Source organism: Larsenimonas rhizosphaerae, from assembly GCF_023700005.1.
In the GTDB taxonomy this organism is placed as follows: domain Bacteria; phylum Pseudomonadota; class Gammaproteobacteria; order Pseudomonadales; family Halomonadaceae; genus Larsenimonas; species Larsenimonas rhizosphaerae.
This window is the reverse complement of the sequence record NZ_JAMLJK010000001.1, coordinates 1,865,873-1,890,338: the sequence shown is the minus strand read 5'-3', so window position 1 is coordinate 1,890,338 and position 24,466 is coordinate 1,865,873. Positions and strand designations below refer to the sequence as shown.

Sequence of the window (24,466 nt, the reverse complement as noted above, 5' to 3'; positions counted from 1 at the left end):
TATTGCTCATCCATTTCGCAGCGTACCTGCTAGTCTTGAATCAACAATGTGACAAAAGGGGGGCGTCATGAGTCATGATCTGCATGAGTCGTTAAGAGATAACGTACGTATCCTCGGCGACAATCTGGGGCACACCATTGCGTCCGACATGGGCGATGAATTTCTTGGCCGTATCGAGAGGATTCGAGCGCTGGCCAAAAGTGGCCGCCAGCATGGCAGTGAAGGGCGCAGCGAGTTGATAGATTACCTGCGTCATCTGCCGGAAAACGAATTGCTGCCGGTGACGCGGGCATTCAATCAGTTTCTCAATCTGGCCAATCTGGCCGAACAGCATTATCGGGCACGATCTCGCCGTGTGGAGGATTATCGGCCGGGCAGTCAGCCTGAGCTTGGGGAGCTGCTGGAGCGGATCCACCGGAAGGGGCACGACCCCGAGGCAATTCTGGAAGCATTCAGCACCATGCGCGTCGAGCTGGTACTGACAGCACATCCGACCGAAGTAGTGCGCCGTACCTTGATTCAAAAATACGATGCCATCGATGAATGCCTCACTCAGCTTGAGCAGTCAGCGGACCATCCCGAGCTTGAAAACCGAATGCGCGGGCGCCTGAGTGAACTGGTCAGCCAGGCGTGGCACACGGATGAGATACGGCGCGAACGGCCGACGCCGGTAGACGAAGCCCGCTGGGGGTTCGCTGTCATCGAAAATTCATTGTGGCAGGCCGTTCCGGAATTCTATCGGGATCTGGATACCCTGCTGGTGGATCTGGCAGGTGAGCGACTGCCGCTGGATGCATCCCCGCTTCGCTTTGCTTCCTGGATGGGTGGAGACCGGGATGGCAACCCCAATGTCACGGCCGAAGTGACTCGCGAAGTGCTGTTGCTCGGACGCTGGATGGCGGCTGATCTTTATACGCGTGACCTTGATCAGCTCAAGCGCGAACTATCGATGTGGAAGGCCACTTCAGCCCTGCGTGCGGAGACCGGCGATGCATCCGAACCCTATCGGGAACTGATCAAACGGCTTCTCTGCCGTATGGAAGCGACCCGGGACTGGGCCAAGGCACAGCTGGATGGTGAGCCCTGGACCAGTGAAACACCCATCATCGAAACCCGGGAACAGCTTTATGCGCCGTTGCTGACCTGCTACCGCTCACTGTGCGACTGCGGGCTGGATACCATCGCCAATGGCGCCCTGCTGGATACCCTGCGCCGTGTGGCCTGCTTTGGTGTGACCCTGACCAAACTGGACATTCGTCAGGAGGCTTCCCGCCATGCTCAGGTCATGGATGAACTCACGGACTGGCTTGGCATGGGTCGGTACAACGACTGGGATGAAAGCGAACGGCAGGCCTTCCTGTTGAAGGAACTGGTCTCGCGTCGGCCGCTTATTCCGCCGCATTGGGAATGCTCGGAAGATGTTCAGGAGGTGCTGGAAACCTTTCGGGTCGTCGCGGAAGAGCCGCCTGAAGCATTGGGCTCCTACGTCATTTCAATGGCGGGTCATCCCTCGGACGTGTTGATTGTCGCGCTGTTGATGAAGGAGTTTGGCGGAGAGGTCAAACTACCGATTTCACCCCTGTTTGAAACCCTGGATGATCTTAACCGTGCCGGCACGGTCATCGATGATCTGTTGTCCTTTCCTGAATACAGAACGCGTATCGATGACTGTCAGGAAGTGATGATCGGTTATTCGGATTCTGCCAAGGACGCCGGACAGCTGGCGGCAGCCTGGGCCCAGTATCGGGCTCAGGAGGAGCTTGTGAATGTCTGCGCGGCTCATGACGTATCACTGACCCTGTTTCATGGCCGGGGCGGGACTGTCGGACGTGGGGGTGGCCCGGCTCATGCCGCGATTCTCTCGCAGCCTCCCGGCTCGGTGCAGGGCAGCCTGCGAGTCACGGAACAGGGGGAGATGATCCGGTTCAAGTTCGGCCAGCCAGGCATTGCAGTGCGATCCATGGAAATCTATGCCTGCGCTGTGCTTGAAGCCTCGCTGTTGCCGCCGCCTCAGCCACGACAGGCCTGGCGTGACGAAATGGATGCTCTGGCTGAATGCGCGCATGGAATATATCGAAGTGTGGTGCGGGAAGACCCGAATTTCGTACCTTATTTTCGCGCAGTCACTCCGGAAACGGCACTGTCGCGTCTGCCACTGGGCTCGCGGCCTGCCAAGCGCCGTCAGGATGGTGGAGTGGAAACCTTGCGCGCTATCCCGTGGATCTTTGCCTGGACTCAAACGCGGTTGATGCTGCCGGCATGGCTTGGCAGCGGTGAAGCCTTCGCTCGGCGCGTCGAGCAGCCTGGCGGGCTTGAGGTGCTGCGCGAAATGATGGATGAGTGGCCGTTTTTCGGTACTTATGTGGACATGCTGGAAATGCTGCTTGCCAAGGCGGATATCGATATCAATGCCTATTACGAGCAGCGTTTGATTGATGAGGCGCCGCTGCGTGCGCTGGGCAATAGTCTGAGGGAGCGTTTCGAGGTGCTGGTGACCGTGCTGCTTGATATTCGCGGGCAGGAGCATTTACTGGAACACGCGCCGCTGATCCGGCAGGCCATCGAGGTACGTAATCCGTATCTTGACCCCCTGCACGGCGTACAGGCGGAATTGTTGCAGCGTAATCGAGACGCCGACGGTGCAATTTCTTCGGAGCTTTCTCGTGCGCTGCTGGTCAGCATGGCAGGTATTGCAGCCGGGCTTCGCAATACCGGGTAGGGTGACGCTGATTTTTTTATGGGCCAGCCCTTGAAATGTCGAACATCACACCTAATGTTGTGGGGTAGACAAGGCGTTGGCCTGCTTTTTTTCGGGTCATCGCCAGCCCGGTTTCATGAAACGCACCTACGCGTTTTTACGCAAAAAACCGTTTGAAAAAGGAGTTTTTCAATGGCTTATCAGCTTCCTGAACTTCCGTATGCCTATAACGCGCTCGAGCCGCATTTCGACGCGATGACAATGGAAATTCATCACACCAAGCACCACAACACCTACGTGACCAACGTCAACGGCGCGCTGGAAAAGCTGCCGGAAGAACTTTCCGGTCTGCCCGTTGAAGAACTGGTGCAGAAAATTGGTGAAGTGCCGGAAGCACAGCGTACTGCTGTTCGTAACAACGGCGGCGGCCATGCCAATCACAGTCTGTTCTGGACGGTTCTGTCTCCGAACGGTGGTGGTGAGCCGACAGGTGATGTGGCATCAGCCATCAAGGAAACCTTTGGCAGCTTTGAAGCCTTTCAGGAAAAGTTTGAAACGGCTGCGAAGGGTCGCTTCGGTTCCGGCTGGGCCTGGCTTGTCGTCAAGAATGGCAAGGTTGAAGTCATGTCCACTGCCAACCAGGATAGCCCGCTGATGTCCGAGGAATTCGGCGGCGCAAGCGCTACGCCGATTCTGGGTCTGGATGTCTGGGAACATGCTTACTACCTGAACTATCAGAACCGTCGTCCGGACTACATCAAGGCGTTCTGGAGTCTGATCGATTGGGAAGAAGTTGAAAAACGCTATCAGGCTGCAAAATAACAGCGCTGACAGTATAAAAAACCCGGCTTCGGCCGGGTTTTTTCATGTCGGTGACTTGCCGGTAGTCCGAGAGCGGCCTCCAGAGGATTTGCGCGTGCGGCGCCGCGTTCCCGTTGCCTTTTTCCCTGGCGGGGCTGGCAAGGCAGAGAAGTCGGTAAACGACTGATTGCCCAGAGTCTCGATCAGTGGTGTGAGCTGCTCGACGAGCTGCGTCATGAAGCCCTGATAACCGGCTTCACGGCGGCTGATGGCATTAAGTTCCGCTTCCCAGCGAGCGGTCATGTCAGGCGTTGTCATGCTGGCAGGTAACTGGCTGACCAGTGCCTTGCCTGCCTCACTGGCTCGAATGGACTTGCCGTCCCGACGAAGAAAGCTGCGTTTGAACAACAGTTCGATGATGCTGGCCCGGGTGGCTTCGGTACCCAGTCCGTCGGTGTCACGAAGTACCTTTCGCAGTTCGGCATCCGTTACAAAGCGGGCAATATTGGTCATTGCTGACAGGAGCGAGGCATCGGTGAACGGGGCGGGTGCCTGCGTGGTCCTGTCGAGGCGCTCACCGCGCAGGCACCATAGTGTTGCCCCTTCTTTGATATCATCCAGAGCGCCCGGGTTGGCCTGAGTGCCGCTGTTCGGCGTCTCCTGTGTAGTTTCCTTTTGAAACAGGGCCTTCCAGCCTGCGGTCTGCCAGATACGCTCGTTGGCCACGAATGTACCGCCTTCGATACGCAATTCAATACGGGTATCCTGAAAGCACCAGGCTGGATGGAATTGTGCAATGTACTGTCGGGCGATCAATTCAAAAAGTCGCTGCTCGGCCTGACTCAATTTATCGGCATCCAGTGTGCGGCCAGTGGGAATGATGGCGTGATGCGCACCCACCTGACGTGTATTCCACGCCTTGCTTTCCCTGCTGCTGTCTGCCCCCTTGAGTGCGTCACGAAGCGATGGTGCACTGTCGGCCAGCGATGCCAGAATGCCGGGCGCATTCTCGTGTTGATCCTTTGGCAGGTAGCGACAGTCCGAGCGGGGATAAGTAATCAGGGTATGACGTTCATACAGTGCCTGACAGGTATCCAGTACCTGTTGCGCGCTCATGCCGAAGCGCTTTGCAGCGTCGATCTGCAGGGTGGATAGATTATAAGGCAGCGGCGGCCCCTGCCGTTTCTGCTTGCGATCCACACCGGATACGGTAGCGGGCTGGTTGGTAATGGTGGTAGCCACATGGTCAGCCAGTCTGGCCGAAAGAACATGGCCCTCTTCATCGCACCAGGCTTCACAGGCCTCGCTGGGCTGCCATCGCGCACGAAAGGCTTCGGCACGGCCCTGGGCCATGGCCATGCACGCATCCACCTCGAAATAATCATGAGGTGAAAAAGACGCGATGGAGGCATCTCGTTGTACTACCAGGGCGAGCAGGGGGGTCTGAACCCGTCCGATCGATAGTACTCCCTGATAGCCCGCCTGTCGGCCCTTTAGCGTGCAAAGACGTGTCATGTTGATGCCGTACAGCCAGTCGGCACGGCTGCGGGCCAGCGCGGATACCGACAGGGGGATGAACTCGCTGTTGGGACGCAGGGCCTTGAGGGCGCGGGTGATGGCGGCTGGCGTCAGATCGCTGACCAGTAGCCGCTGAACCTGTTGCTGCCGGGCAGCGCCAAGTCTGAAGGTACTGATGACTTCATCGACCAGCAACTGACCTTCGCGGTCGGGGTCTCCGGCATGTACCAGCTGATCCGATTCCTTTGCCAGTTTTTTGATCAGGCTCAGCTGCTTGCGTGCATCGGCACGGGGCTTGAGTTGCCATTGATCGGGAATAATGGGCAGATGTTCCAGATGCCAGCGCTTGTAACGCGGGTCGTAGGCCTCCGGCTCGGCCTGCTCGAGCAGATGCCCGAAACACCAGGTGACCCGGGTGTCTCCGCAATCGATATAGCCATCCTGGCGACGGCCACTGCCCGGCAGGGCCTGGGCGATGGCTCGCGCAAGGCTGGGTTTTTCGGCAATAATCAGGCGCATGAGAAAAGTCTGTTTATTTGTACAGTGTCATGGTACCTGCAGAGGGCGAGAGCCGTCGAGACTGATCAGCCCAGAATACGGCGCGCTCTGACCAGCGCCCGGTACCACCGCCGCGGGCGCTTGCCCGTCACCGGAGGCCTGTGGGTCAGCAGGCTGACCTGTGGGCGATCATTGCTGTGCGAGCCGGCAATCATGTTCAGCGTTGCTTCACGGGCCTGATAGTGCTCGATGAGGAACTCAATGGCACCATCATCGAGTGGAACTCCGTAGTGGCGCACCAGTGCCAGGGCCAGTGACTCTGCCGAGCGTGACAGGTCCGATTCAATGCTCTTGACCATTGCCACGCCGAGCGCAGCCTTGGTCGCTGCCGACAGGTTGGGTTCGAGTTGACCGAAATAGGCTGCATTGGTCGCATTGATGGCACGTTGCACTTCAGGACGGGATAAATAAATGTGCGGTTCCAGCGCCAGTGCAATATCAATGGCAAAGCGTTTCAGTGTATCGGCGCCATGATCAAGCAGGGTTTCCCGGCTGTAGGGCGTATGGCGTGGATGCCCCCAGTGACGTATCGGCAAGGTCTTGAGATGTCTGGCCAGCACCTTGCAGACCTGGGCCTTGGCCGCGTCGTCCAGGTGAATGGTGTCTTCACGGATGCGCAGGCCGCGTCGTCCTCGGCCGGTACGAAGAGTGGTTTCCGTATCGCTGTTGGCGCGTTCCCAGCGCTCGGACAGTTTCAAGAGCTGCGCGTGGCTTCGCCCGGCGTTTTCGTAGGCGTCCTGAACGGATTTGAACAGTTTCATTGCATTGGCAAGAATATCGGACCGTTCACGTATCCGGTTGCGTAGCTGTCCCTTGTCCGGTGATTTCTCGAATCGGCGCGCATCGCTGACAATCTGATCGGCCAATGCGTCCATGGCTTCTCTGGACCGTGCAACCAGTACATCAGCGCGAAGTCCGGAGGCGGCATCTTCCACCAGCGTGACCGATTGCTCGGCCAGATAGACAGCCAGTGCCTTGACACGCGACAGCCCGGTTGCCTGGGCGATGCGGTAACGGGCACGTGCGTGTTCAAGCTGGTCCAGGGCCCGTGCCAGATGCCACTGCCCCCGATACTCGAATGTCAGCATGGTAATCGAGCGGCCACTGATCAGTTCGAAGGCCAGAATCAGCATCTCCTCCACGTCCTGAAGGGTCATCAGCAGGTCGTTGTCCTGCTCGATGGCCGCCATGATACGTTCGATGAAGTTCTCGTCCCGAGCGACCCCGAGGTGCAGGTTGGGTGCCACGCCTTCGAACCTGTCTCGCAGAAGGCCGATGACTTCCGGAGCCAGTTCCATTTGTTCATGAAGCTGTGGTTCGATGGTTTCCCGGTGCAGGGCATTCAGATCCCGGATGCGGGCATACATGCCAACGCGACGATAAACATCGATACGGGAGATGATCTGCGCAGAATCCGGGTCGTTCAGCAGTTCAAGTGCAGCGAGTTCGACGCCTTCCGGCGACAGGTCCTGCTTTCGTAGTAGCATGGCTGCCGCTTCCCGTCGCCGGGCATCGCCGTCCAGACTCTCGACGATCAGGTTGCGGGTCGACAGGATCAGTTCCGGCAGGACATCAATGACGCGGGCTATCTTGGCTTCGGTACGCTCATACTGACGGCCTCGGGTCAGGTTATGTACCAGGTTTGCCAGAATACCGGCAACCCCGGTGATCACCGTATACGAGATAAAGAAGATATAGTTGTCAATGGTGGGCGCCTTGCCGTAGCCCATCAGATAGCCGCCCCAGGCGCCAATCAGGGTTACCGGGCCGGCAGTCCAGAGAATCTGCATCAAACTGATGGACCAGGGCACCTTTTCGACCGCGCTGGTGATGCGACGAATCTCGTCGCGACCCTGCCGTTCGAGATTAATCGAACTGCCGGAAGTATCGCGTTGGTCGCGTCGTTTGAAAACCGGAAGAGGCAACACAGTAAACCTGCTGAGCGAGGGATGTATCGGGGGCGCTATACTACCGTTTCGGTATGGTCCGGAGAAAGCGTCTTCGGCGGTAAATCAGCCCCTTACAGGCTGATTATCGGCCGTAACCATGACAAGTGAAGTACACGTGATCAAATATCAATGACAGGGATGCAGGGAGCCGTTGATGCTGGCAGGGTGGGTTGATCAGTTACTCGGGTTTGCCGACAGGGCGCGGGCCACGATTCAGAGCAGTGAGCAGTATCCGGAGTTGATCCGGTGGGCGCGTAATGAAGGGGCTTCATTACTGGGTGGGGATCTGGCACTGGCGCAGGCGCTGACACCACAGCTGTGGAACCAGATGCCGCTGGTCCGGTGTAACTATTCCCCCGAACCACTGGCCGAGCCCGATCCACTGGAGCCTTGCTGGTGTGATTCCGGCAGGCGGTATCGCGATTGCTGTGGTGCCGTGGTGCTGCCGGGCCCGATTCCTTCGAACCTGATGTGGATGCTGGCACTCAAGGAATGGCGCGGCGAGCGACTGCGCCAGGCCCTTGATGCTGGCAAGGCACCACCGCAGGCGCTGCTGGAGGCCGCTATCATCAGTGCCGAAACCGGGCAGCTTGGCCGTGCTCAGCGCATTCTGGAGGCATTTTTCCGTCTGGAAGACTGGAGCGCTGTGCCGGAGGCATCCGAGCCGGCCTTCGAACTGCTGACGGATGTGTATCAGGAGCGGGGCTTTACGCGCAAGAAGGCTGACTTTGTGGATCAGGTGGTCGATAGAGGCCCACCGTTTCTCAAGGGCGCAGCGCTTGAGCGTATCTGCCTGGCCTTCATTGATGCCGATAATCTGGCAGATGCCCGTGCCGCCTTCTTGCGCGCCTTGAAAACCATTCCCGATGCACCGTCGCTGGCCTATATCGAAACCATGCTGTTATTGCATGAAGGCCGCAGGGAAGAGGCCGGCAGCCGTGCTGATTTCTGGTTGAGACGATTATCACGTCGGCCGGATATCGATCCTGACTACATCGGCTTTCTGGAAGTGCTGGCGGATGATCCGGTGGCAGCACTGGCAGAGCAGATGGTCAATTCGGAAGAAGAGCTGGCCGAGCCGCTGGCGATCCTGCAGGACATGCTGGAGGAGTTGCCCACGGCTGAGCCATTGGACTACGAATACAATATCGAAGGGCGGCTTGAGTACCATGTATCCGAGCGTCACGAGGATGACTACACCCGGTGGCAGGACTTCTTCGGTATTCAGGAATCCCAGGACAGTATTCACGAATCCGTGACCGATCCCTGGCCCAACGCGCAGGAATGGCTGGGAGAGCTGTGCCAGCACCCCCGCTGGCTGGACTCTCCCATGGTGCTTCAGGAGCTTGCCATGGCGCTGGCCGTGCGTTTTGGCAACCTTCCCTGGATGATACCCGCCTTTTTCGTGCCGATCGCCACGCGCCTGGATACCTGGCTTGCGCCGGTGGAGGCCGCCAATGAGTCATTTCTGTGGCAGGACGGGGATAACGAAGTGCTCTTCAGGCTTGGCCTGTCACTGGTAATCGGCATGGAGCGCGGAGATGTGATGCGCTCCAGAACACTGGCTCAGCGGCTGTTGCGGCTGGACCGAGATGATAACCTCGGGCTTCGAGAGCTGTTGCTGGAGCAATTGCTTCGTGAGGGCGACAACGAACAGGCGCTGGCCATGGTTGAAGCCCTGTCCGATGACGAGCAGCACTGGCCGGGTCTGACCATCGGCAAGGCACTGGTCATGTATCGGCTGGGTCGTCTGGACGATGCCGAGCAGAGCATCATGGCGGTGCACCGTTACAACGAACACCTGCCGGGTCTGATGATGCAGGCCAGCCCTCGGCGGGAAGTGCACACCGACAATGTGCCGGAACCCGGATCACGAGGCGAAGCCTGGCAGTATCGCGTTCTGATGCGTGATCAATGGGTATCTACTCCCGGGGCCATCGACTTTCTGAAACAGGTCATGCGTCGCCTTCGCTAGCGTGTTCTGAGCAGCCTGAACCAGCCGGACAGCGCATTGCGCAGCCGAGGCTTTTCACTCAGATGAATGGAGTCGATACAGTCTGCAATCGGGTCCGGCGAGCGTCGCCGGACCGGCGCTGTAAATACGCCACGCGTGACACGCGCGGCATAGCCCAGCAATTCAGGTGACTTGCTGGGAACCGGACCGATCAGCCGCTGCTCACCGCGAGCAACCTCCATCAGCGCCTTGTACTTCTCGCGTCCAAAACGGCCTGTCAGCCCGTAGCACATCGCCAGCACGCCGCCGATGGCCCGCTCGGTATGGCTGGGACGATGGGGCGGTGTGAAGGACACTCCCCGGGTCACCAGCGTACCTGCCTGTCGGCGGTCCTTCTTCCAGTACCCCAGATTGCTGTCGAGAAGAGTGCCCTCGAAAAAAATACCGTTTTTAAGGCGTTGGGCACCATTGACGTGGGTAAAGGGCATGATGATGACATCTTCCAGTTCAGCGCCTTCCTCGACATAGCAACCGGTTTCCAGTACGCATCGGCTGTGTAGCCAGGCGCCCTTTTCCACGTGAGACACGGGCCCCATGAAACCGTGATCCAGCACGGAAATGTCCGGTGTTGCCGTACCCGCCGAGCCCCAGAGTCCATCAAGGATCAATGTTCCGTGGGGAGCGACCGGCTGTGAAGTACTCAGCACGCTCATGGTCAGTTCATGATAATGCGACAGCGACGCCAGCAGAGAAGGGCCAAGCATCAGATTTTCCCGTAGCGCTGACCAGCGCAGACGATTGAGCGCCGGGTCCTGAGGACCCCTGGCGATCACAACGGGAGCATGCAATACCGGGTGATCGATCCACTCTCGTTCCAGCAGTACATCACCCCGAACCACCAGGCAGGGATAAACGATGCGACCGCCAAGGCGCAGCATGTGTTCCCTGGGCTCCCGCTCGCCGATTACCGGATAAAGTCGAATGGGAATGCCCCACCGATCGTCCTGATGGCACACGGCTCGGAACCATTCGGGGGACCGCCCGTATAATACAGTGGCCGTCTGTACATCGGGGTGGTCGGCCAGCATGTCCAGATTACGTTCAAGAATGCTTCTCCCTGCCAGGGGAAGCAGGGCGGGAGGATAACGCTGATCCATCGGCGCCATTTCCTGTCCCATTCGATCTGCCAGTATCACAACCTGCATGGGGTAGCTCTCTCTGTTATGGGAACTCAGTAGGCACCGCGGCCCTTGAGTACGGCCGGAACGGTTCTGAACAGCAGTTTGACGTCCTCACGGATGCCCTGGCGGTGAAGGTAAAAAAGATCCAGGTTGATCTGTTCTTCAAAGGACAGGTCCGAGCGGCCGGATACCTGCCACAGACCGGTCAGCCCCGGGCGGGCATCAAGGCGCATTCGGGCGCGTGCCTGATAAAGTGCGACCTCCCTGGGCAGTGCCGGGCGCGGCCCGACCAGCGCCATGTCACCCTTGAGGATGTTCCAGAGTTGAGGCACCTCGTCGATCGAAAACTTGCGAATAAACCGCCCGGGTCGTGTAACCCGTGGGTCGCTTTTCATCTTGAACAGTACATTGCCTTCGGATTCGTTACGGGCCTGAAGCTCGCGCAGACGTTCTTCCGCGTCGATGTACATCGAGCGGAATTTCCACATCTTGAAGGTCTTTCCACCCTTGCCGACACGCACCTGGTTGAAGAAGATCGGCCCACGTGAATTGACCTTGATCCAGCAGGCCACGAACAGAAGCAACGGGCTTGCCAGTCCGAGAATGAACACTGACATGCCAATGTCCATCAGGCGCCGCAGCCTGGGGCCATACCAGCGCCGGAAATGCCACCAGCTGCGCCGCCGCAGTGAGCGCAATCGATACATAAGTGGGTAATTGCCTTCCAGATAATTGGCGAGCCGCTTGTTGGTATGGCGTCCGTATCGGGTAATGCTGAGCAAAAACAGAGGGTTGCCCAGCACATAGCGGCGCCACATGCGGCCGGGCTCCTGCAGGAGACGCCAGCTCCATTCCATGCCGATCCGTCTCAGCCACAGGGGCGCTCTGGATACACGATCGGCATTGAAATCAAACAGGCCACCGACTCCCATGGCGAGTTTCACATTCAAACGGTGCCGATGTTTCTGCAGCCACAGTTCCTGGCGTGGTACGCCGAGCGCGACACACAAGAGATCCGGCCTGGCCGCATTGATCTTGTCGATGACCTGATCGGTACCGACGGTTCCAAAGAAGCCGTGCTGAACACCGACAATCTTCAGGGTCGGAAACTGCTTTTTGAGCTTGAACTGCATTTTTTCCGCAACGCCTGGAGAGGCGCCCAGCAGAAACAGGCGCAATCCTTCCTCGGCCATGCGTTCACAGATCAGCGGAAATAGATCCGTACCATTGAGGTTGGCCTTGAGGGTTGTGCCTACTCGTTTGCAGGCAATTGCCACGCCACTGCCATCCGGCAGGATCATGTTGGCGTTCAGAAGGGCCTGATAGTACTTGGGATGATTCTGTGCCACGTTGGCGCAGTGAGCATTGATGAAATGTACCGTGGCGCTGGTATGAGGAGAGCGCATGTAGTTCATGAGCTGCTCCAGAGCCGTTTCCCGATCGATGTTGACGAAGGGAATACCCAGCACCGTGACCGTTGGGCAGGCCATCGGGGACGTTTTTTCCTGCCAGCTGGATGCGTGAGACAGGCTCATCGAGTCTCTCCTGCATTGATGCGTTTACGCTGAAAGTGTCCGATGACACCCTGGGCAATTTTTTCCAGAAACAGATAAATGCGTTTGGGTATGGTGCCAAGCAGTAGTGCCGCACCAGTGGTTGCCAGCGTACGCCCCGGTTCATCCAGCCAGATCCCTGGCCAGCTTCTGGTCGCTCTGGTGATATAACGCAGGGCAAACGAGCCATCGCGCAGGCGAATCGCCTGACGCGCCAGATAGCGAAGCTGATATGCCTGAGCCCTGGGATACCATTCCTTGATGAATTCGGGTGCGTAGTGCCGAGTATGCTCGACAATGCTTTGCCAGGAGGCGTACTGCTGGTCCAGCGAGGAAGACAGCCCGCCGGCATTGAGGCGGTACAGGGTCAGCGGCTGGTTGATGCCTTCAATGCGCCATGTTGTCTGAAGCGCAACTCGTACCCAGCACTCGATGTCTTCACTGCGCCGAAGGCGCTCATCGAAATAGCACACCGCATTTTTTTCACCGCTGATATCCGCCCGATAGGCGATGCCCTCCAGTGCTTCCCGACGAAGTACCGGTGCTGACCCGTTACCCACCGGGTTGCGACAGAAAAGATAGCCGGCAGTAATATTGGTGAGCTGTGGCATCTGGTAGTAGTTCATGGGATGGCCTCCGGCATCAATGAAGGCAGAACGCGAAAAGGACAGACCAACGTCCGGGCCATGTTCAAAATGAGCCAGATGCCGAGCCAGCTTTTCCGGCATCCAGATATCATCCGAATCGATAAAGGCCATGAAGCGGCCACGGGCTTCACGAATGCCGGTATTGCGTGCTCCGGCCAGACCACGGTTGACAGGATGAGTCACGATGCGAATGCGCGAGTCGTCATACTGCTCACAGATCCGGCGGCTGCCATCGTTACCCAGATCGTCGATGATCAGCAGTTCGAAATCACCCAGCGTTTGCGCCAGTACACTGTCGATGGCTTCAGCAACAAAGGCCTCTACGTTGTAAATCGGCATGATGACGGAAAACAGGGGAGTCATGGCTTGTGCACCTCGGTGGCCAATGGCAGCGTTAATCGTTTTTGGGTGATGATGCAGGCCGGTATGGCCGCCAGCGTGGCACTCACCAGAATGCCGGTAGCGATGCCGTTAAGCCCCCAGGGCATGCCGCAGGCCATGCCGGTGGCGAACAGCACCGTGGTCATGATCTGCAGCTTGAGATCCAGCCCGGGGAGGCCGGCAGCGCGCAGCCCCTGAGCGCAGGTATCCAGCACGATGCGCGGCAGGGCCGAAAGACAGATCAGAATCAAGACCGGCAAGGCACCTCGCTCCAGCCAGTCCGCGCCAAACAGGATCGGAACATAAATAGGTGCTAATAAACATTGTGCAAGAATGATCGGTACGGCAAAGCGGGCAAAAAGCCACATTCCCTGTCGCATTTTGACGCCTTGGACGGCCTTGTCCTCGGCACACAGGTGGGGGAAAAGGGCGGTCGAATAAGCGCGTAGCAAACCCATGCTGAGCCCCAGACCTGCATTGAAGGCGAAGTAGTAAATGCCCAGTACATCCATGCTGAACAGGAGGCCGATCAGCAGATAATCCATGTGCTGGCGCAATACATTGACCAGCTCGATACTGATCATCGGTAACGAGTAACGGGTCAGGGCGGGAGGTATCCGCCATTCGGAAGGCCGAGTGGGTGTCCAGTCATCGGCGCGGCGATAGACCCAGGTCCAGTAGGGTGCCATCAGCAGCTTTGGCAATACCAGCGCCCAGACCCCCGCACCCGCGACGGCCAGTACGGCAATCAACAGGGCTTCACCAATGCTTTGTCCCATTTCGGCCCTGGCAACCACATTAAGCCGGTTGGCGCGCAGCACGCGAGCTGCCTGAATCGTGCCGGGGGGCAGGCATAAAAAACTCAGTGACAGCAGGGCAATGGGCCAGAAAAGAGCGGGGTCATAGACCTGGCTGGCCCCCCATCCAACCAGTACCTGAACCAGCATCAGGGCCACACAGATCAGCCAGTTCAGCCGATAGGCATGCTGGCACAGGCGTTCCAGTCGCTCCCTGGGCGCCTGCACCAGTGCCGGTACCACAGCAGAATTGGTGAAGGCATGCATCAGTTCATGCACGGTCAGCACGATGGCGGCCAGCCCAAAGGCTTCCGGCATAAGCAGGCGCGCTGCCGCCAGCGTTGCCGCCAGGCGGGCTATGCGGTGAATGCCCTGAGTCATCGCCATCCAGAGCATATTGCCTGCAAACCGATTACCGGCCAGCCGGTCTTTAAGGGCCATTTTCAGGCGGCTATAAATCACCATCCGGGATGTCCTTTGCAAGGGCCTTTTTGCCCGGCGGGCTGTTGGCGTAAAGGGCTTCAAGCGTGTGTGCCAGCGTTTCCCAGCGGTATCGGGTCTGCAGGCGCTGATGGCCTGCCTGTCCCAGACGTCGTCTCAATGCCGGGTCGTCAAGCAGGGCCAGAATGTGTTCGGCCAGGTCACTTCCGTCTATACGGCCGAGCAGGCCACCTTCTTGATGGCCGATGACTTCCCGAAGTACCGGCAAGTCCAGTGCTACAACCGGTTTGCTGAAGTGCCAGGCTTCCAGATACACCACGCCGAGCCCTTCCAGCAGTGAAGGCACACATAGCAGGGTGCATGCGGCCAGGGCAGAGGCCTTTGCTTCCTGGCTCGGTGCCACGATGCGAATCAGGCGCGGGTCATCACTGTGATCGGCATTCAGCCGACACTCTCCCTCCGGGCCCATCATCACGACTCGAAGCTCTGGTACGCTTTTCCACAGTGTCTCCAGCGCATCATGCAGGAAGTGGACTCCCTTATGATTTTCATGACGGCCCAGAAAAAGCAGGATCGGCCGGTCGCCGAGGTCATGTTCCTGTCGGAATGCCCTGGCGTCGTGGGTCGGTGACAACAGGGTGGAAACCGGCAGCACATGGGTTTTCTCCGGTATTGCTCCCTGTTCAATCAGCCAGTCCCGTTCGAAATTCGTGAGCGTAATACACCCATCTGCGCGCCGATAAAGCCGTTTGAAGCGTGGCGTGGTCCAGGCGGACGGCACGCCGACGTCACCACACAAGGGGGTCAGGAAGAAGGCGGTACCGGTCTCACGAGCACAGTCTGCTGCCAGCTCGGCCAGACCGGTCAGGCCGTTATAGATGTAGTGAACGATGTCATGTTGGGCAGCCAGTGCCATCAGCTCGGCTCGAAGGGCCTGTTTCATCAATCGGGTATATAGCGGCCTGGCCCATCGGTGATGCTCGACCCGCCTGCCCAGCAGGCGAAGGCCCAATTGGTAGGATGGCGGGGCATGAAGCCTGATAACCGGTGGCCCCTGCGGATCCCGAATAATCGGCGTGTTCTCGCCCAGAGCCACCTCAAGCGATGTGCCGGCCTGTTGAGACACACAGGCGACGCTGGCGGACAGGGTACGGGTGTAGCGTAACAATTCACGGGTATGCAGCTCCGCGCCGCCCACGGCGGGCCAATAGCGCGGGATGATGAACAGCACCTTGCGAAGGGAAGTCATGAGGATGCTCCTGCTTCCTGGTGGGCCTTGCCGATCAGCATCAGGCCCGGCCAGATCAGATAGGCGAGTATTTCCAGGTTCTCGCCAAAGGAATACACCACCAGCAGTCCCACCATGATCAAGCCACTGCGAGCGATCGGGTAGCGCGGGGCGTGATACAACAGATGCAAAAAGCTCAGGGCCATGGGGACGGCCAGTGCGTAAAACCCCACGATGCCCTTGACGAACAGCAGTCCGTACCAGCTGTGGTGGGAGCCGATCGGCATGTACTCCACCAGATGTGGTCCGCGCTCCACCACACCATGGCCCCAGGTGGGCGCCTCGGTCTTCCAGCGATGAACGGCGATGCGTCCCAGGGCCGCGCGGACCCGGGTTGAATCGGCCCGGGAGTTCTTGAAGCCCGTGATGAAGGCGTCCACGGCATTGATGATGGTTTCCCCGACAAATCCCAGAAACAGGGTGGCGCCGCTGATACTGAACCAGAGTCCTGGTCTTGACAGGCGAGTCAGAAAAAACTGGCCGGCAATGATCAGGACAATGGCGACCAGGGCCATGCGCGACCCGGACATCAAAATCATCAAAATGCTGCCGAACATTCCGATGGCCTTCCAGCGTCGATCGGTTTCCATCAGGGCAAACACGAAGTAGATATTGGCCACAAACCCCACCGCGGGTGCCCAGGGGGTAAACAGACGCCATCGGGGGAGGCCGGACCCCGGGTCTATTTCATAAAGTGACAGGGCAAAGAATTCAGGCCCGGGCCCGCCAATGGCCTTCAGCGGCGAGACGTAGGGAGTATGGGGAAGGCCTGCCGCCCAGGCTCCGACAAATACCGGCAACAGCAGGATGGTGTAAAGACATACCTTCATGCTGGCCCGTACGATGATTTCAGGGCGTACCGGCAGACAGCCCAGAAGCGGAAACACGGCCAGCAAGGCCCATCCCTTGGCCCAGCCGATCGAGGACTTGATGGTAAGGCCTGTACTGAGCCCGTTGAGCATGTGACCCATCAACAGGGCCACTTCCATGACCAGCATGCCCAGTATCCAGCCCCAGATGGGCCAGGCAATGCGCGGGAAATGCGCCTGATGCCGAAGGCACTTGAGGACGAAATAGCCCAGCAATGACCATGACATGACCGGAGCCAGCACATAAAGCCCGCCAACGACATAAATGGGATAGGTCGCGGTGATCGACCACCAGATTACTCGCTCTTCCGTAGTTTCCGGATATACGGTTTTCGAATCCATAGAAGCACAAGTCCAATCGTGGCAAAGAAAGAGGACCCGATGGCCCCCAGCATGGCGAGCTTCTTGCCCAGCTTGTCCGGGTTGTCCGGTGCCACCGGGGCGGACAGCAACTGCAGCATGGGATAACTGGTAAAGGGGTCGATCTTGCCGATATCAATCTTGGCAAGTGCGGTGGTATAGACGGCAGCGGCTACCTGTTGCTGGCGCATCAATGCCTGAAGTTGCGCTGCATCGGCCATCGAGCCGTTGATCTTTTCCTCGCGCCTGGCATGGGCCTCGATGAAGCTTTCACGCTGGCTGGCAAGCCCCTTGATCTTGATCTCCAGCTCAACGATGCGCTGAATCATGGCCTCCTGGGTTCCCCGGTTACCGGCACTGACGATGGCTCGAAAATCTCCCATGGACAGGGTCGGGGAGAGCAGTATTCGTGCGCGGCTGAACAGGGCCTGATTGAGGGCATCCACGCCGGCCTGACTGGTCATGACTTCCGGATGGCGATCACCCCATTTCCCCGCCTGTTCGGTCAGGACGGCCTGAGCCTTGGTGCGCTCGGTCAGCAGGGACTGGAAGCTGGCGTCACGCTGCAGTAGCATGGCCTGGCTGGCGGCGTCGCCGTCAATGCCCAGCCGGGCCATCAGTGTCTGGCGCTGGATTCGAGTCGCCTTGAGCTCTGCCGTGGTCTGTTCGATTTTCTCTTTCAGGGTTTCTATCGCCAGTGTCATGGACTGAAACTGATCCATCGAGATCAGACGCGAGTTCTTTTGAAAATCCAGTAACTCCTGCTGGGAGGTGTCCAGCGTACGCTCATAGGTCTCGATCGATAGACGGGATGCGTTTTCCCGCGTGGCAAACTCATCGCGCCGTAAATGCTCAAGCGTGGCTCGAAACGCTGCAAAATGCGCCTCTGCCTTGGCCAGTGCCTGTTCGGCCGTATCACCGGAAATACTGAAATCGATCAATGCTGTCTGATCCACCAGTTTGATCTTGAGTGATGAAAACGCCTCGGTGCTCATGTTGCTGCGCCGTGCTGCATCAATAATGACCGGGTCGCTGGTAGCAATGGCCTGGTAATTGACCTTGGGGTCTACCGACGTATTGGTATAGGGCGAGCTGGACTGGGAGCTGGCCTGCCCGATGCTTTCCAGGCTGACGGCCAGCCCCGCGCCACTGCCGGGCAGAATAATGACCCAGCGCGTGGTGTACTGAACCGGTGACTTTGCAATCACGATACTGGCGAGAATACCGATAGCTGCCCAGACAGAGATCAGAATGCCGAGATAAATGGCCAGCCGACGGGCCCGGCGCATGTTTGATCCGTAGGCCAGCCAGCGCCATATCCAGCCGCTGATCCTTTTGTGTAGCGTGATTTTCCTGAGCCATCGTCGCATGGGTAGTTTCCGCACTAAAACAGACTGAACGGAACGACGATTTCCGTCAGCACTTTAGCGATATCGCGCAAATTGGTGACGCCCGAGTCATAGCAGCTCAGGGTGTCGCCCGGCATGAGCCAGGGGTTGATGCCGGCATCATTCGAGTGGGCCATCAGCGCATCGGAGTTGCGTGACAGGATGACCGGTTTCCGGGTCATCGGGTTTTCGCTGATCAGAACGATATTACGGTTACCCGAGGTCGTCTGAATGCCGCCGATGCAGTTGGCCTTGATTGCCGCCTGCAGCAGGCGAGTGCCATAGGGGAAGGCCATGGCATCTTCCCCGAGATTTGAATTGCCGTTGCTTGAGGCCGGCTGGGTCAGGTTCGAGGCAAAGATCTTGATCCCCGGCAGCGTAATGGGCATGGGCCGCATCAGGGATGACGAAAAATGCCCCGTGCTGCCAATGACCAGTCGATCACCGTCGCGCAGGAAGGGGTCGATCACCCGGGTGCCATCAATGAAACCGGCCAGGTCCAGAGAGTAGGGTATGTCGTTGCGAATCAGGACCACGCGGGTAATGTCGGCATCCGGACGGATGCCGCCGGCAGCCGCCAGTGCGTTCGAAAGCCGACGACCGGTGCCGGCTTCACCGGAAGCGACACTCTGGCGTTCACTACGATCCAGTGCAGAACGGGCGCTGATATCCACCCGGCCGGGATTGAACACGGCGCCCTCGACACGCACGCTGATCGGTGCCCAGCTATGAAGCTGAACCGTCACATAGGCAAGCCCTGAGCGAAACATGCCTTCCGATTCCAGTTGGTGACGAATGGCTTCGGCAAGTTCAGGCGCACTTTTGCCGACCGCCTCTATCGGGGTCAGCCATGGCAGTCGCAACCGGCCATCGTGATCGATCTCGTAGCGGCCGTTGAAGTTATCGCCTGCTGCCACGGTAATGGTAATACGATCCCCCGCCGACAGGCGCTGAGCGTTGAGCTGTTCAAGCCGAGCGGGCCGGGAGGGAATCTGCTCCACTTCACTGGACCATAGGCGGCTATGTTGCCAATGATCCTTCGGCGACACGCTGGCCCGGTCCACGGGAGTACATCCCCCCAGTATCATCGCCATCAGTGCTAGGAGGATGGGCACGTAGCGGGCATTCATGGGTGAGCTCGCAGGGAAGATTCCTGCAACTCGTCCGGACGCGTCACGACACCAGTGAGCAGATACTTGCGATCGAAATAAATATCAAAGTGTTCAAAAAGCCTCAGTGATTCCAGGGTGCGTGTCAGCGCTTCGGAAGGTTCCAGCAGTGTCAGAGGGGCGGGGGCCAGCAGGGAATGAATGGCCACCATGGCCGAGAGGCCATCGGCATCAATACGGGTAATGGGCCGTGCATCCAGATAGATGCGGGTAGCAAGCACCGAGGGATTACAGCCCAGGTAATCGGAGATCATGGCCCTGAACGTACGCGCATCATCACCGGTAAACTGCTCGGGTGGTACCAGGAGAGTGTTGTTATCGTCCAGAGAAAATATATATCGCATGGGGTGGCCTCATGAGAGACGTAGCGGTAGCTACGGGTCCGAGACACAGCATGCTGGATTTTCTATTTAAGTATTCTAATGAAAAAGGGCCGAATGTTGAGGTTGTTCGGGTGACGCGGAAGCTTCAGGTGCGCGGCACGCTGTCCTTGATCATGATCAACAGCCACAGTCCAGGCAGGGCTACAAGCGTACAGACCAGAAAGAACCCGTCCCAGCCTGCTGACTGGGCGAGATAGCCGCTCGGTGCAGCAATGACCACGCGTGGCAGTCCCATGATGGAGGACAGCAGGGCATATTGACCGGCGGTAAATCGCTTATCGGTCAGTGAGGCCATGAAGGCGGCAAAGGCCGCTGTGCCCATGCCGGCTGCCAGATTTTCAAAGCTCACTACTCCGGCCAGCCAGGCAATATCGTGGCCCTGGTGGTTGAGCACGATAAAACCGGCTGTCGAGAGCATTTGCAGCACACCAAACACGACCAGCGAGCGATAGATTCCCCACCGCATGATCAACAGGCCGCCAATGAAAATACCTCCCAGCAGGGGCCAGAGGCCGAAAATCTTGACCGTGGCACCGATTTCGGCGTTGGAAAACCCGATGCTCTTGTAAAAGGGCGTGGTGAGGTTGCCCGCGACCGAATCCCCAAGCTTGTATAGAAGGATAAGCAGCAGCAGCGCCCATGCCTTTGGGCGGGCCATGAAGTTGACGAGCGGGTCGATGAATATCTGATGCAGATGGCGTCTTTCAAGCGGGGCAGCGGCTTCCGGTTCGGGGGCCCAGAGTGTGACCAGCATTGCCACTGCCAGACAGCCTGCCATCAGCAGGTATGTTGATGTGAAGCCGATCACGTCAGCCAGCATCAGCCCGCCGCCGGAAGCCAGAAGCATGCCGATGCGATAGCCATACACGTAAAAGCCCGAGCCCAGTCCCAGTTCATTGTCGGGCAAATGCTCACGGCGATAGGCATCAATCACGATGTCCTGGGTGGCACTTAAAAAGCTGACTGCCAACGCGATCAGCCCGACCAGCAGCGGCGTCACGGCGGGGTTGGACAGCGCCAGCATCACCAGCATGCCGACCAGGGCGGCCTGTGTCAGAAACAGCCAGCCGCGACGGCGACCAAGAAAGGGCAGCGAAAAGCGATCAAGCAGCGGTGCCCAGGCAAACTTCAGCGTATAAGGCAGTCCGATCAGCGCCAGCAAGCCGACATTCTCAAGAGAGATGCCGGCATCGGTCATCCATGCCTGCAGTACACTACCAGTCAGCAGCAGTGGCAGCCCGGACGCGAACCCCATTAAAAAGGTAATGGCATGACGGCGAAAAATGCCCAGATGCTTGCTGAACCCGACCAATGCAGACTCTCTTTTCAGGGATGGAGGAAACGGCTGATGCGCAGGACGTGCAAAGGTCGCACGTCACTCACGCTGGCGCAAGCAGGCTGTTCGGCCGCGATTTTTCCAGATGGCGGACAGGCTACGGCAGCATCAGGCGGCAAATGATCATATTGGCATAAAAAAGCAGCCTCAAGGCATGGTCTGGCATCGAAAGGTGGCTGAAGCCGTGCCATTATTGCCACCGTGATGATCAACACCCGTCGGCCCTGTCGCCGTCATCATCATGACCGCAGCCAGAGGTCTCTTTTCAATAACATGGCAATCTCGCATTACGCAGCGAGTCAGAGCTCACAAGAAGTTCATTTTCAACTGAAGGTACTGCATGTCACTCATAACGTCCCATCACATTGTCGGTTTTCATTATGTATTGCGTGATGAAAATGGGCAGGTCATTGATGATTCCTGTCAACGCGAGAAACCCCTGTATTATCTCCATGGCCACGGCAATATCATGCCGGCGCTTGAAGAGGCCATGACAGGGCGTACCCCGGGAGACCGGTTCGAGCTTGAGCTGTCGCCTGCCCAGGCCTATGGCGAGCGTAATGAAGCGCTGACGCAAACGGTTTCGCGGGGGGCCTTTGGTGCCAGCGAACTCGAGCCCGGCATGCGGTTTCAGGCCAATGGTCCGGATGGGCCGCGGACGGTGACCGTGGTCAGCATCGATCAGGACAACGTGACCGTCGATGCCAATCATCCCTTGGCGGGCAGGGCATTGAATTACAGTGTCGAAATCCTCGATATTCGTGATGCAACCCGCGCCGAGCTGGCCAAGGGGCACCCGCTGGAGCCCGGCGTTTCCCACAGCGAAGTGGAAGATCGCAAGCAGTAATCAACGAATGACCCACCATTGATTGTTCCAGGCCTGCATGACCCGTTCCGGGTACCAGGTCTGGCCCAGGCTGCCGTTGTAGCGGGCCAGTGCATCAGTCATGTCGCCTTTTTCAGTGCTCAAGTAATGGGCCAGAATGGTACAGCCATAGGCGAGGTTGGTCTGTGGGTCGAACAGATCGTCTTCCGGCTTGCCAATGATCTTCTTCCAGAATGGCATCACCTGCATCAGCCCGATGGCACCTGCCGGCGATACCGCCCTGGCATCAAATCGACTTTCCACCTGAATGACGGCCATCACCAGCTCCGGTGACAGCCCCGCACGGGTTGCTGCCTGCATGACCTTTTCAAGCAGGGGGCGGCGCATGGTTTTCGTGGTAATGAACCGGCCCAGTCGATAGTCCATGTCCAGCCACCAGACCTGCGCATCAAAGGGGTCATTGATGCCGGCACGGGCGGAGGGTGAGTCGCTGTAGGTGGTCAGTTCGGAGGGGGAAGAAGCGTCAAGGGCTGGCAGGGTGGGTGGCGTCCAGGCCCCCGCGGGGGCCTGGACCAGCAACAGTACAAGTCCAACAGCCGTTCTAGCGACCCAGCTGCTGGCGCAGCTGATCCACCAGTGCGTCAACCGGCACCATGGTGGAGTCACTGTCCTTTCTTCCCTTGTACTCGTATTCGCCATTCTTGAGACCTCGATCGCCGATGACTACGCGATGAGGGATGCCCATGAGCTCCAGATCGGCAAACTTGTTGCCGGGCCGTAGGTCACGATCATCCAGCAGGACATCAACGCCGGCCTCGACCAGCTGGTTATACAGCGTCTCGGCAGCCTCGCGCACATTGGGGAACTTGTGCGCGTTCATTGGCACCAGCGCGACTTCAAACGGTGCCAGCGCTTCCGGCCAGATAATGCCCTGTTCATCGTGGTTCTGTTCGATGGCGGCGGCCACGATACGGGTAATGCCAATGCCGTAGCAGCCCATCGACATGGGGACGGTCTTGCCATTCTCATCCAGGACGGTGGCATTCATGGCCCTGGAGTATTTCTGCCCCAGCTGGAAGACATGCCCGACTTCAATACCCCGAACGATGGACAGGGTGCCCTGGCCATCCGGCGCGGTATCGCCCTCTACCACATTCCGAATATCGGCTACCTCAGGCAGCGGCAGATCCCGTTCCCAGTTGATACCGAAGTAGTGTTCGCCTTCCTGGTTGGCTCCCGCGACAAAGTCGGAAATGACCGCCACATCCCGGTCAATAACGACCGGCATGGGCAGATCTACAGGCCCAATGGAGCCAAATCCGGCACCGATGGCATCACGGACTTCTTCATCGCTGGCCATGGTCAGCGGGGCGCGAACAAGCGGGAGGTGCTCGGCCTTGACCTCGTTGAGCTCGTGGTCACCACGAACCACCAGCGCGACCAGTCCTTCTTCACCATGAACAATCAGGGTCTTGACGGTTTTTTCGATGGCGACATCGTGCTGTTCAACCAGCGCCTTGATGGTCTTGGCGTTGGGTGTGGGCACTTTGCGCAGCGTTTCGCTACCGGCAGGGCGGGTCTGTTCGGGGTCACCTGCCGTGGCCTTTTCAAGGTTGGCTGCGTAGTCGGAGCCACTTGCAAAGGCGATGGCATCTTCGCCGGAATCGGCCAGTACGTGGAATTCATGGGACCCTTCACCGCCAATCGAGCCGTTGTCGGCGATCACCGCACGAAAGTCCAGACCCAGCCGAGTGAAGATACGGATGTAGGCGTCGTACATGCGTTGGTAGGTTGCCTGAAGCGATGCCTGATCCAGGTGGAAGGAGTAGGCGTCCTTCATGATGAATTCCCTGGAACGCATGACGCCAAAGCGCGGGCGGATTTCGTCCCGGAACTTGGTCTGAATCTGGAAGAAATTGACCGGCAACTGCTTGTAGGAACGCAGCTCGCGACGGCACAGGTCGGTAATGACCTCTTCGTGGGTGGGCCCGATGCAAAAATCGCGCTGGTGGCGATCCTTGACGCGGAGCAGTTCAGGGCCGTATTGCTCCCAGCGACCTGATTCCTGCCACAGCTCGCCTGGTTGTACCGCGGGCATTAAAACTTCCTGAGCGCCTGCACGGGTCATTTCCTCACGGACGATACGCTCAACCTTGCGAAGTGTGCGTACGCCCATCGGTAGCCAGGTATACAGCCCGGAAGCCAGCCTGCGAATCATGCCGGCTCGCAGCATCAGCTGGTGGCTGACTACCTCGGCGTCTGCCGGTGTTTCCTTGAGGGTCGAAATCAGCAGTTCAGTGGCGCGCATCAGCCCGCATCCTTTTCATTAAGTAGTTGAAAGCCAGCAATCTGGATGTGGGCATTGTACG

Annotated in this window: 18 protein-coding genes; 4 read left to right on the top strand and 14 right to left on the bottom strand. The window is 58.4% G+C overall.

Annotated features, from left to right (window positions below; genetic code table 11):
• Window positions 1-67: 67 nt before the first annotated feature.
• Both ppc and NAT21_RS08630 read left to right on the top strand, forming a co-directional pair.
• Window positions 68-2,719 carry a phosphoenolpyruvate carboxylase gene (ppc, locus tag NAT21_RS08635; protein ID WP_250937353.1) on the top strand — a complete coding sequence of 884 codons (2,652 nt, stop codon included), beginning with the start codon at window positions 68-70 and terminating at the stop codon, window positions 2,717-2,719.
• A gap of 171 nt (window positions 2,720-2,890) precedes the next feature.
• Window positions 2,891-3,520 carry a superoxide dismutase gene (locus tag NAT21_RS08630; protein WP_250937350.1) on the top strand — a complete coding sequence of 210 codons (630 nt, stop codon included), beginning with the start codon at window positions 2,891-2,893 and terminating at the stop codon, window positions 3,518-3,520.
• Window positions 3,521-3,562: 42 nt separating this feature from the next.
• On the opposite strand, the gene NAT21_RS08625 is transcribed toward NAT21_RS08630, so the two are convergent.
• Complete coding sequence (locus tag NAT21_RS08625) at window positions 3,563-5,536, bottom strand: DNA topoisomerase III (protein WP_250937348.1); 1,974 nt, start codon at window positions 5,534-5,536, stop codon at window positions 3,563-3,565.
• 65 nt (window positions 5,537-5,601) lie between these two features.
• Complete coding sequence (locus NAT21_RS08620; protein WP_250937346.1) at window positions 5,602-7,503, bottom strand: hypothetical protein; 1,902 nt, start codon at window positions 7,501-7,503, stop codon at window positions 5,602-5,604.
• Window positions 7,504-7,678: 175 nt separating this feature from the next.
• Between NAT21_RS08620 and NAT21_RS08615 the strand changes: the two genes are divergently transcribed.
• The gene (locus NAT21_RS08615) at window positions 7,679-9,499 is read left to right on the top strand and encodes an SEC-C metal-binding domain-containing protein (RefSeq protein ID WP_250937344.1); all 1,821 of its coding nucleotides are present in this window, start codon (window positions 7,679-7,681) and stop codon (window positions 9,497-9,499) included.
• On the opposite strand, the gene NAT21_RS08610 is transcribed toward NAT21_RS08615, so the two are convergent.
• The 10 genes from NAT21_RS08610 to NAT21_RS08565 all read right to left on the bottom strand — a co-directional run bounded on the left by NAT21_RS08610 (window position 9,496) and on the right by NAT21_RS08565 (window position 21,247).
• A complete protein-coding gene (locus NAT21_RS08610) occupies window positions 9,496-10,683 on the bottom strand; it encodes a nucleotidyltransferase family protein (protein WP_250937342.1) in 1,188 nt (395 codons plus the stop codon). The two genes, NAT21_RS08615 and NAT21_RS08610, sit on opposite strands and share 4 nt — an antisense overlap.
• A 26-nt stretch (window positions 10,684-10,709) precedes the next feature.
• Window positions 10,710-12,194 (bottom strand): WecB/TagA/CpsF family glycosyltransferase, encoded by a 1,485-nt coding sequence (locus NAT21_RS08605; RefSeq protein WP_250937340.1) that lies wholly within the window; start codon window positions 12,192-12,194, stop codon window positions 10,710-10,712.
• Entirely contained in the window at window positions 12,191-13,222 is a 1,032-nt protein-coding gene (locus tag NAT21_RS08600; protein ID WP_250937339.1) for a glycosyltransferase family 2 protein, read from the bottom strand. The genes NAT21_RS08605 and NAT21_RS08600 overlap by 4 nt, the downstream gene beginning before the upstream one ends.
• Window positions 13,219-14,502, bottom strand: a complete 1,284-nt coding sequence (locus tag NAT21_RS08595; protein WP_250937338.1) for an oligosaccharide flippase family protein — start codon at window positions 14,500-14,502, stop codon at window positions 13,219-13,221. The genes NAT21_RS08600 and NAT21_RS08595 overlap by 4 nt, the downstream gene beginning before the upstream one ends.
• Window positions 14,489-15,727 carry a glycosyltransferase family 4 protein gene (locus NAT21_RS08590; RefSeq protein ID WP_250937337.1) on the bottom strand — a complete coding sequence of 413 codons (1,239 nt, stop codon included), beginning with the start codon at window positions 15,725-15,727 and terminating at the stop codon, window positions 14,489-14,491. The genes NAT21_RS08595 and NAT21_RS08590 overlap by 14 nt, the downstream gene beginning before the upstream one ends.
• The gene (locus NAT21_RS08585) at window positions 15,724-16,977 is read right to left on the bottom strand and encodes an O-antigen ligase domain-containing protein (protein ID WP_250937336.1); all 1,254 of its coding nucleotides are present in this window, start codon (window positions 16,975-16,977) and stop codon (window positions 15,724-15,726) included. Before NAT21_RS08585 ends, NAT21_RS08590 begins: the two co-directional genes overlap by 4 nt.
• The gene (locus NAT21_RS08580; RefSeq protein ID WP_250937335.1) at window positions 16,932-18,284 is read right to left on the bottom strand and encodes a GumC family protein; all 1,353 of its coding nucleotides are present in this window, start codon (window positions 18,282-18,284) and stop codon (window positions 16,932-16,934) included. The genes NAT21_RS08585 and NAT21_RS08580 overlap by 46 nt, the downstream gene beginning before the upstream one ends.
• A 95-nt stretch (window positions 18,285-18,379) precedes the next feature.
• The gene (locus NAT21_RS08575) at window positions 18,380-19,513 is read right to left on the bottom strand and encodes a polysaccharide biosynthesis/export family protein (protein WP_250937334.1); all 1,134 of its coding nucleotides are present in this window, start codon (window positions 19,511-19,513) and stop codon (window positions 18,380-18,382) included.
• The gene (locus NAT21_RS08570) at window positions 19,510-19,896 is read right to left on the bottom strand and encodes a hypothetical protein (protein WP_250937332.1); all 387 of its coding nucleotides are present in this window, start codon (window positions 19,894-19,896) and stop codon (window positions 19,510-19,512) included. The genes NAT21_RS08575 and NAT21_RS08570 overlap by 4 nt, the downstream gene beginning before the upstream one ends.
• A 124-nt stretch (window positions 19,897-20,020) precedes the next feature.
• A complete protein-coding gene (locus tag NAT21_RS08565) occupies window positions 20,021-21,247 on the bottom strand; it encodes an AmpG family muropeptide MFS transporter (protein ID WP_250937331.1) in 1,227 nt (408 codons plus the stop codon).
• 364 nt (window positions 21,248-21,611) lie between these two features.
• On the opposite strand from NAT21_RS08565, the gene NAT21_RS08560 reads away from it, so the two are divergent.
• Window positions 21,612-22,118 carry an FKBP-type peptidyl-prolyl cis-trans isomerase gene (locus tag NAT21_RS08560; protein WP_250937327.1) on the top strand — a complete coding sequence of 169 codons (507 nt, stop codon included), beginning with the start codon at window positions 21,612-21,614 and terminating at the stop codon, window positions 22,116-22,118.
• On the opposite strand, the gene NAT21_RS08555 is transcribed toward NAT21_RS08560, so the two are convergent.
• Window positions 22,119-22,763 (bottom strand): lytic transglycosylase domain-containing protein, encoded by a 645-nt coding sequence (locus NAT21_RS08555; protein ID WP_322974099.1) that lies wholly within the window; start codon window positions 22,761-22,763, stop codon window positions 22,119-22,121.
• Window positions 22,699-24,405 (bottom strand): proline--tRNA ligase, encoded by a 1,707-nt coding sequence (locus NAT21_RS08550; RefSeq protein WP_250937326.1) that lies wholly within the window; start codon window positions 24,403-24,405, stop codon window positions 22,699-22,701. Before NAT21_RS08550 ends, NAT21_RS08555 begins: the two co-directional genes overlap by 65 nt.
• Between the last annotated feature and the right edge of the window lie 61 nt (window positions 24,406-24,466).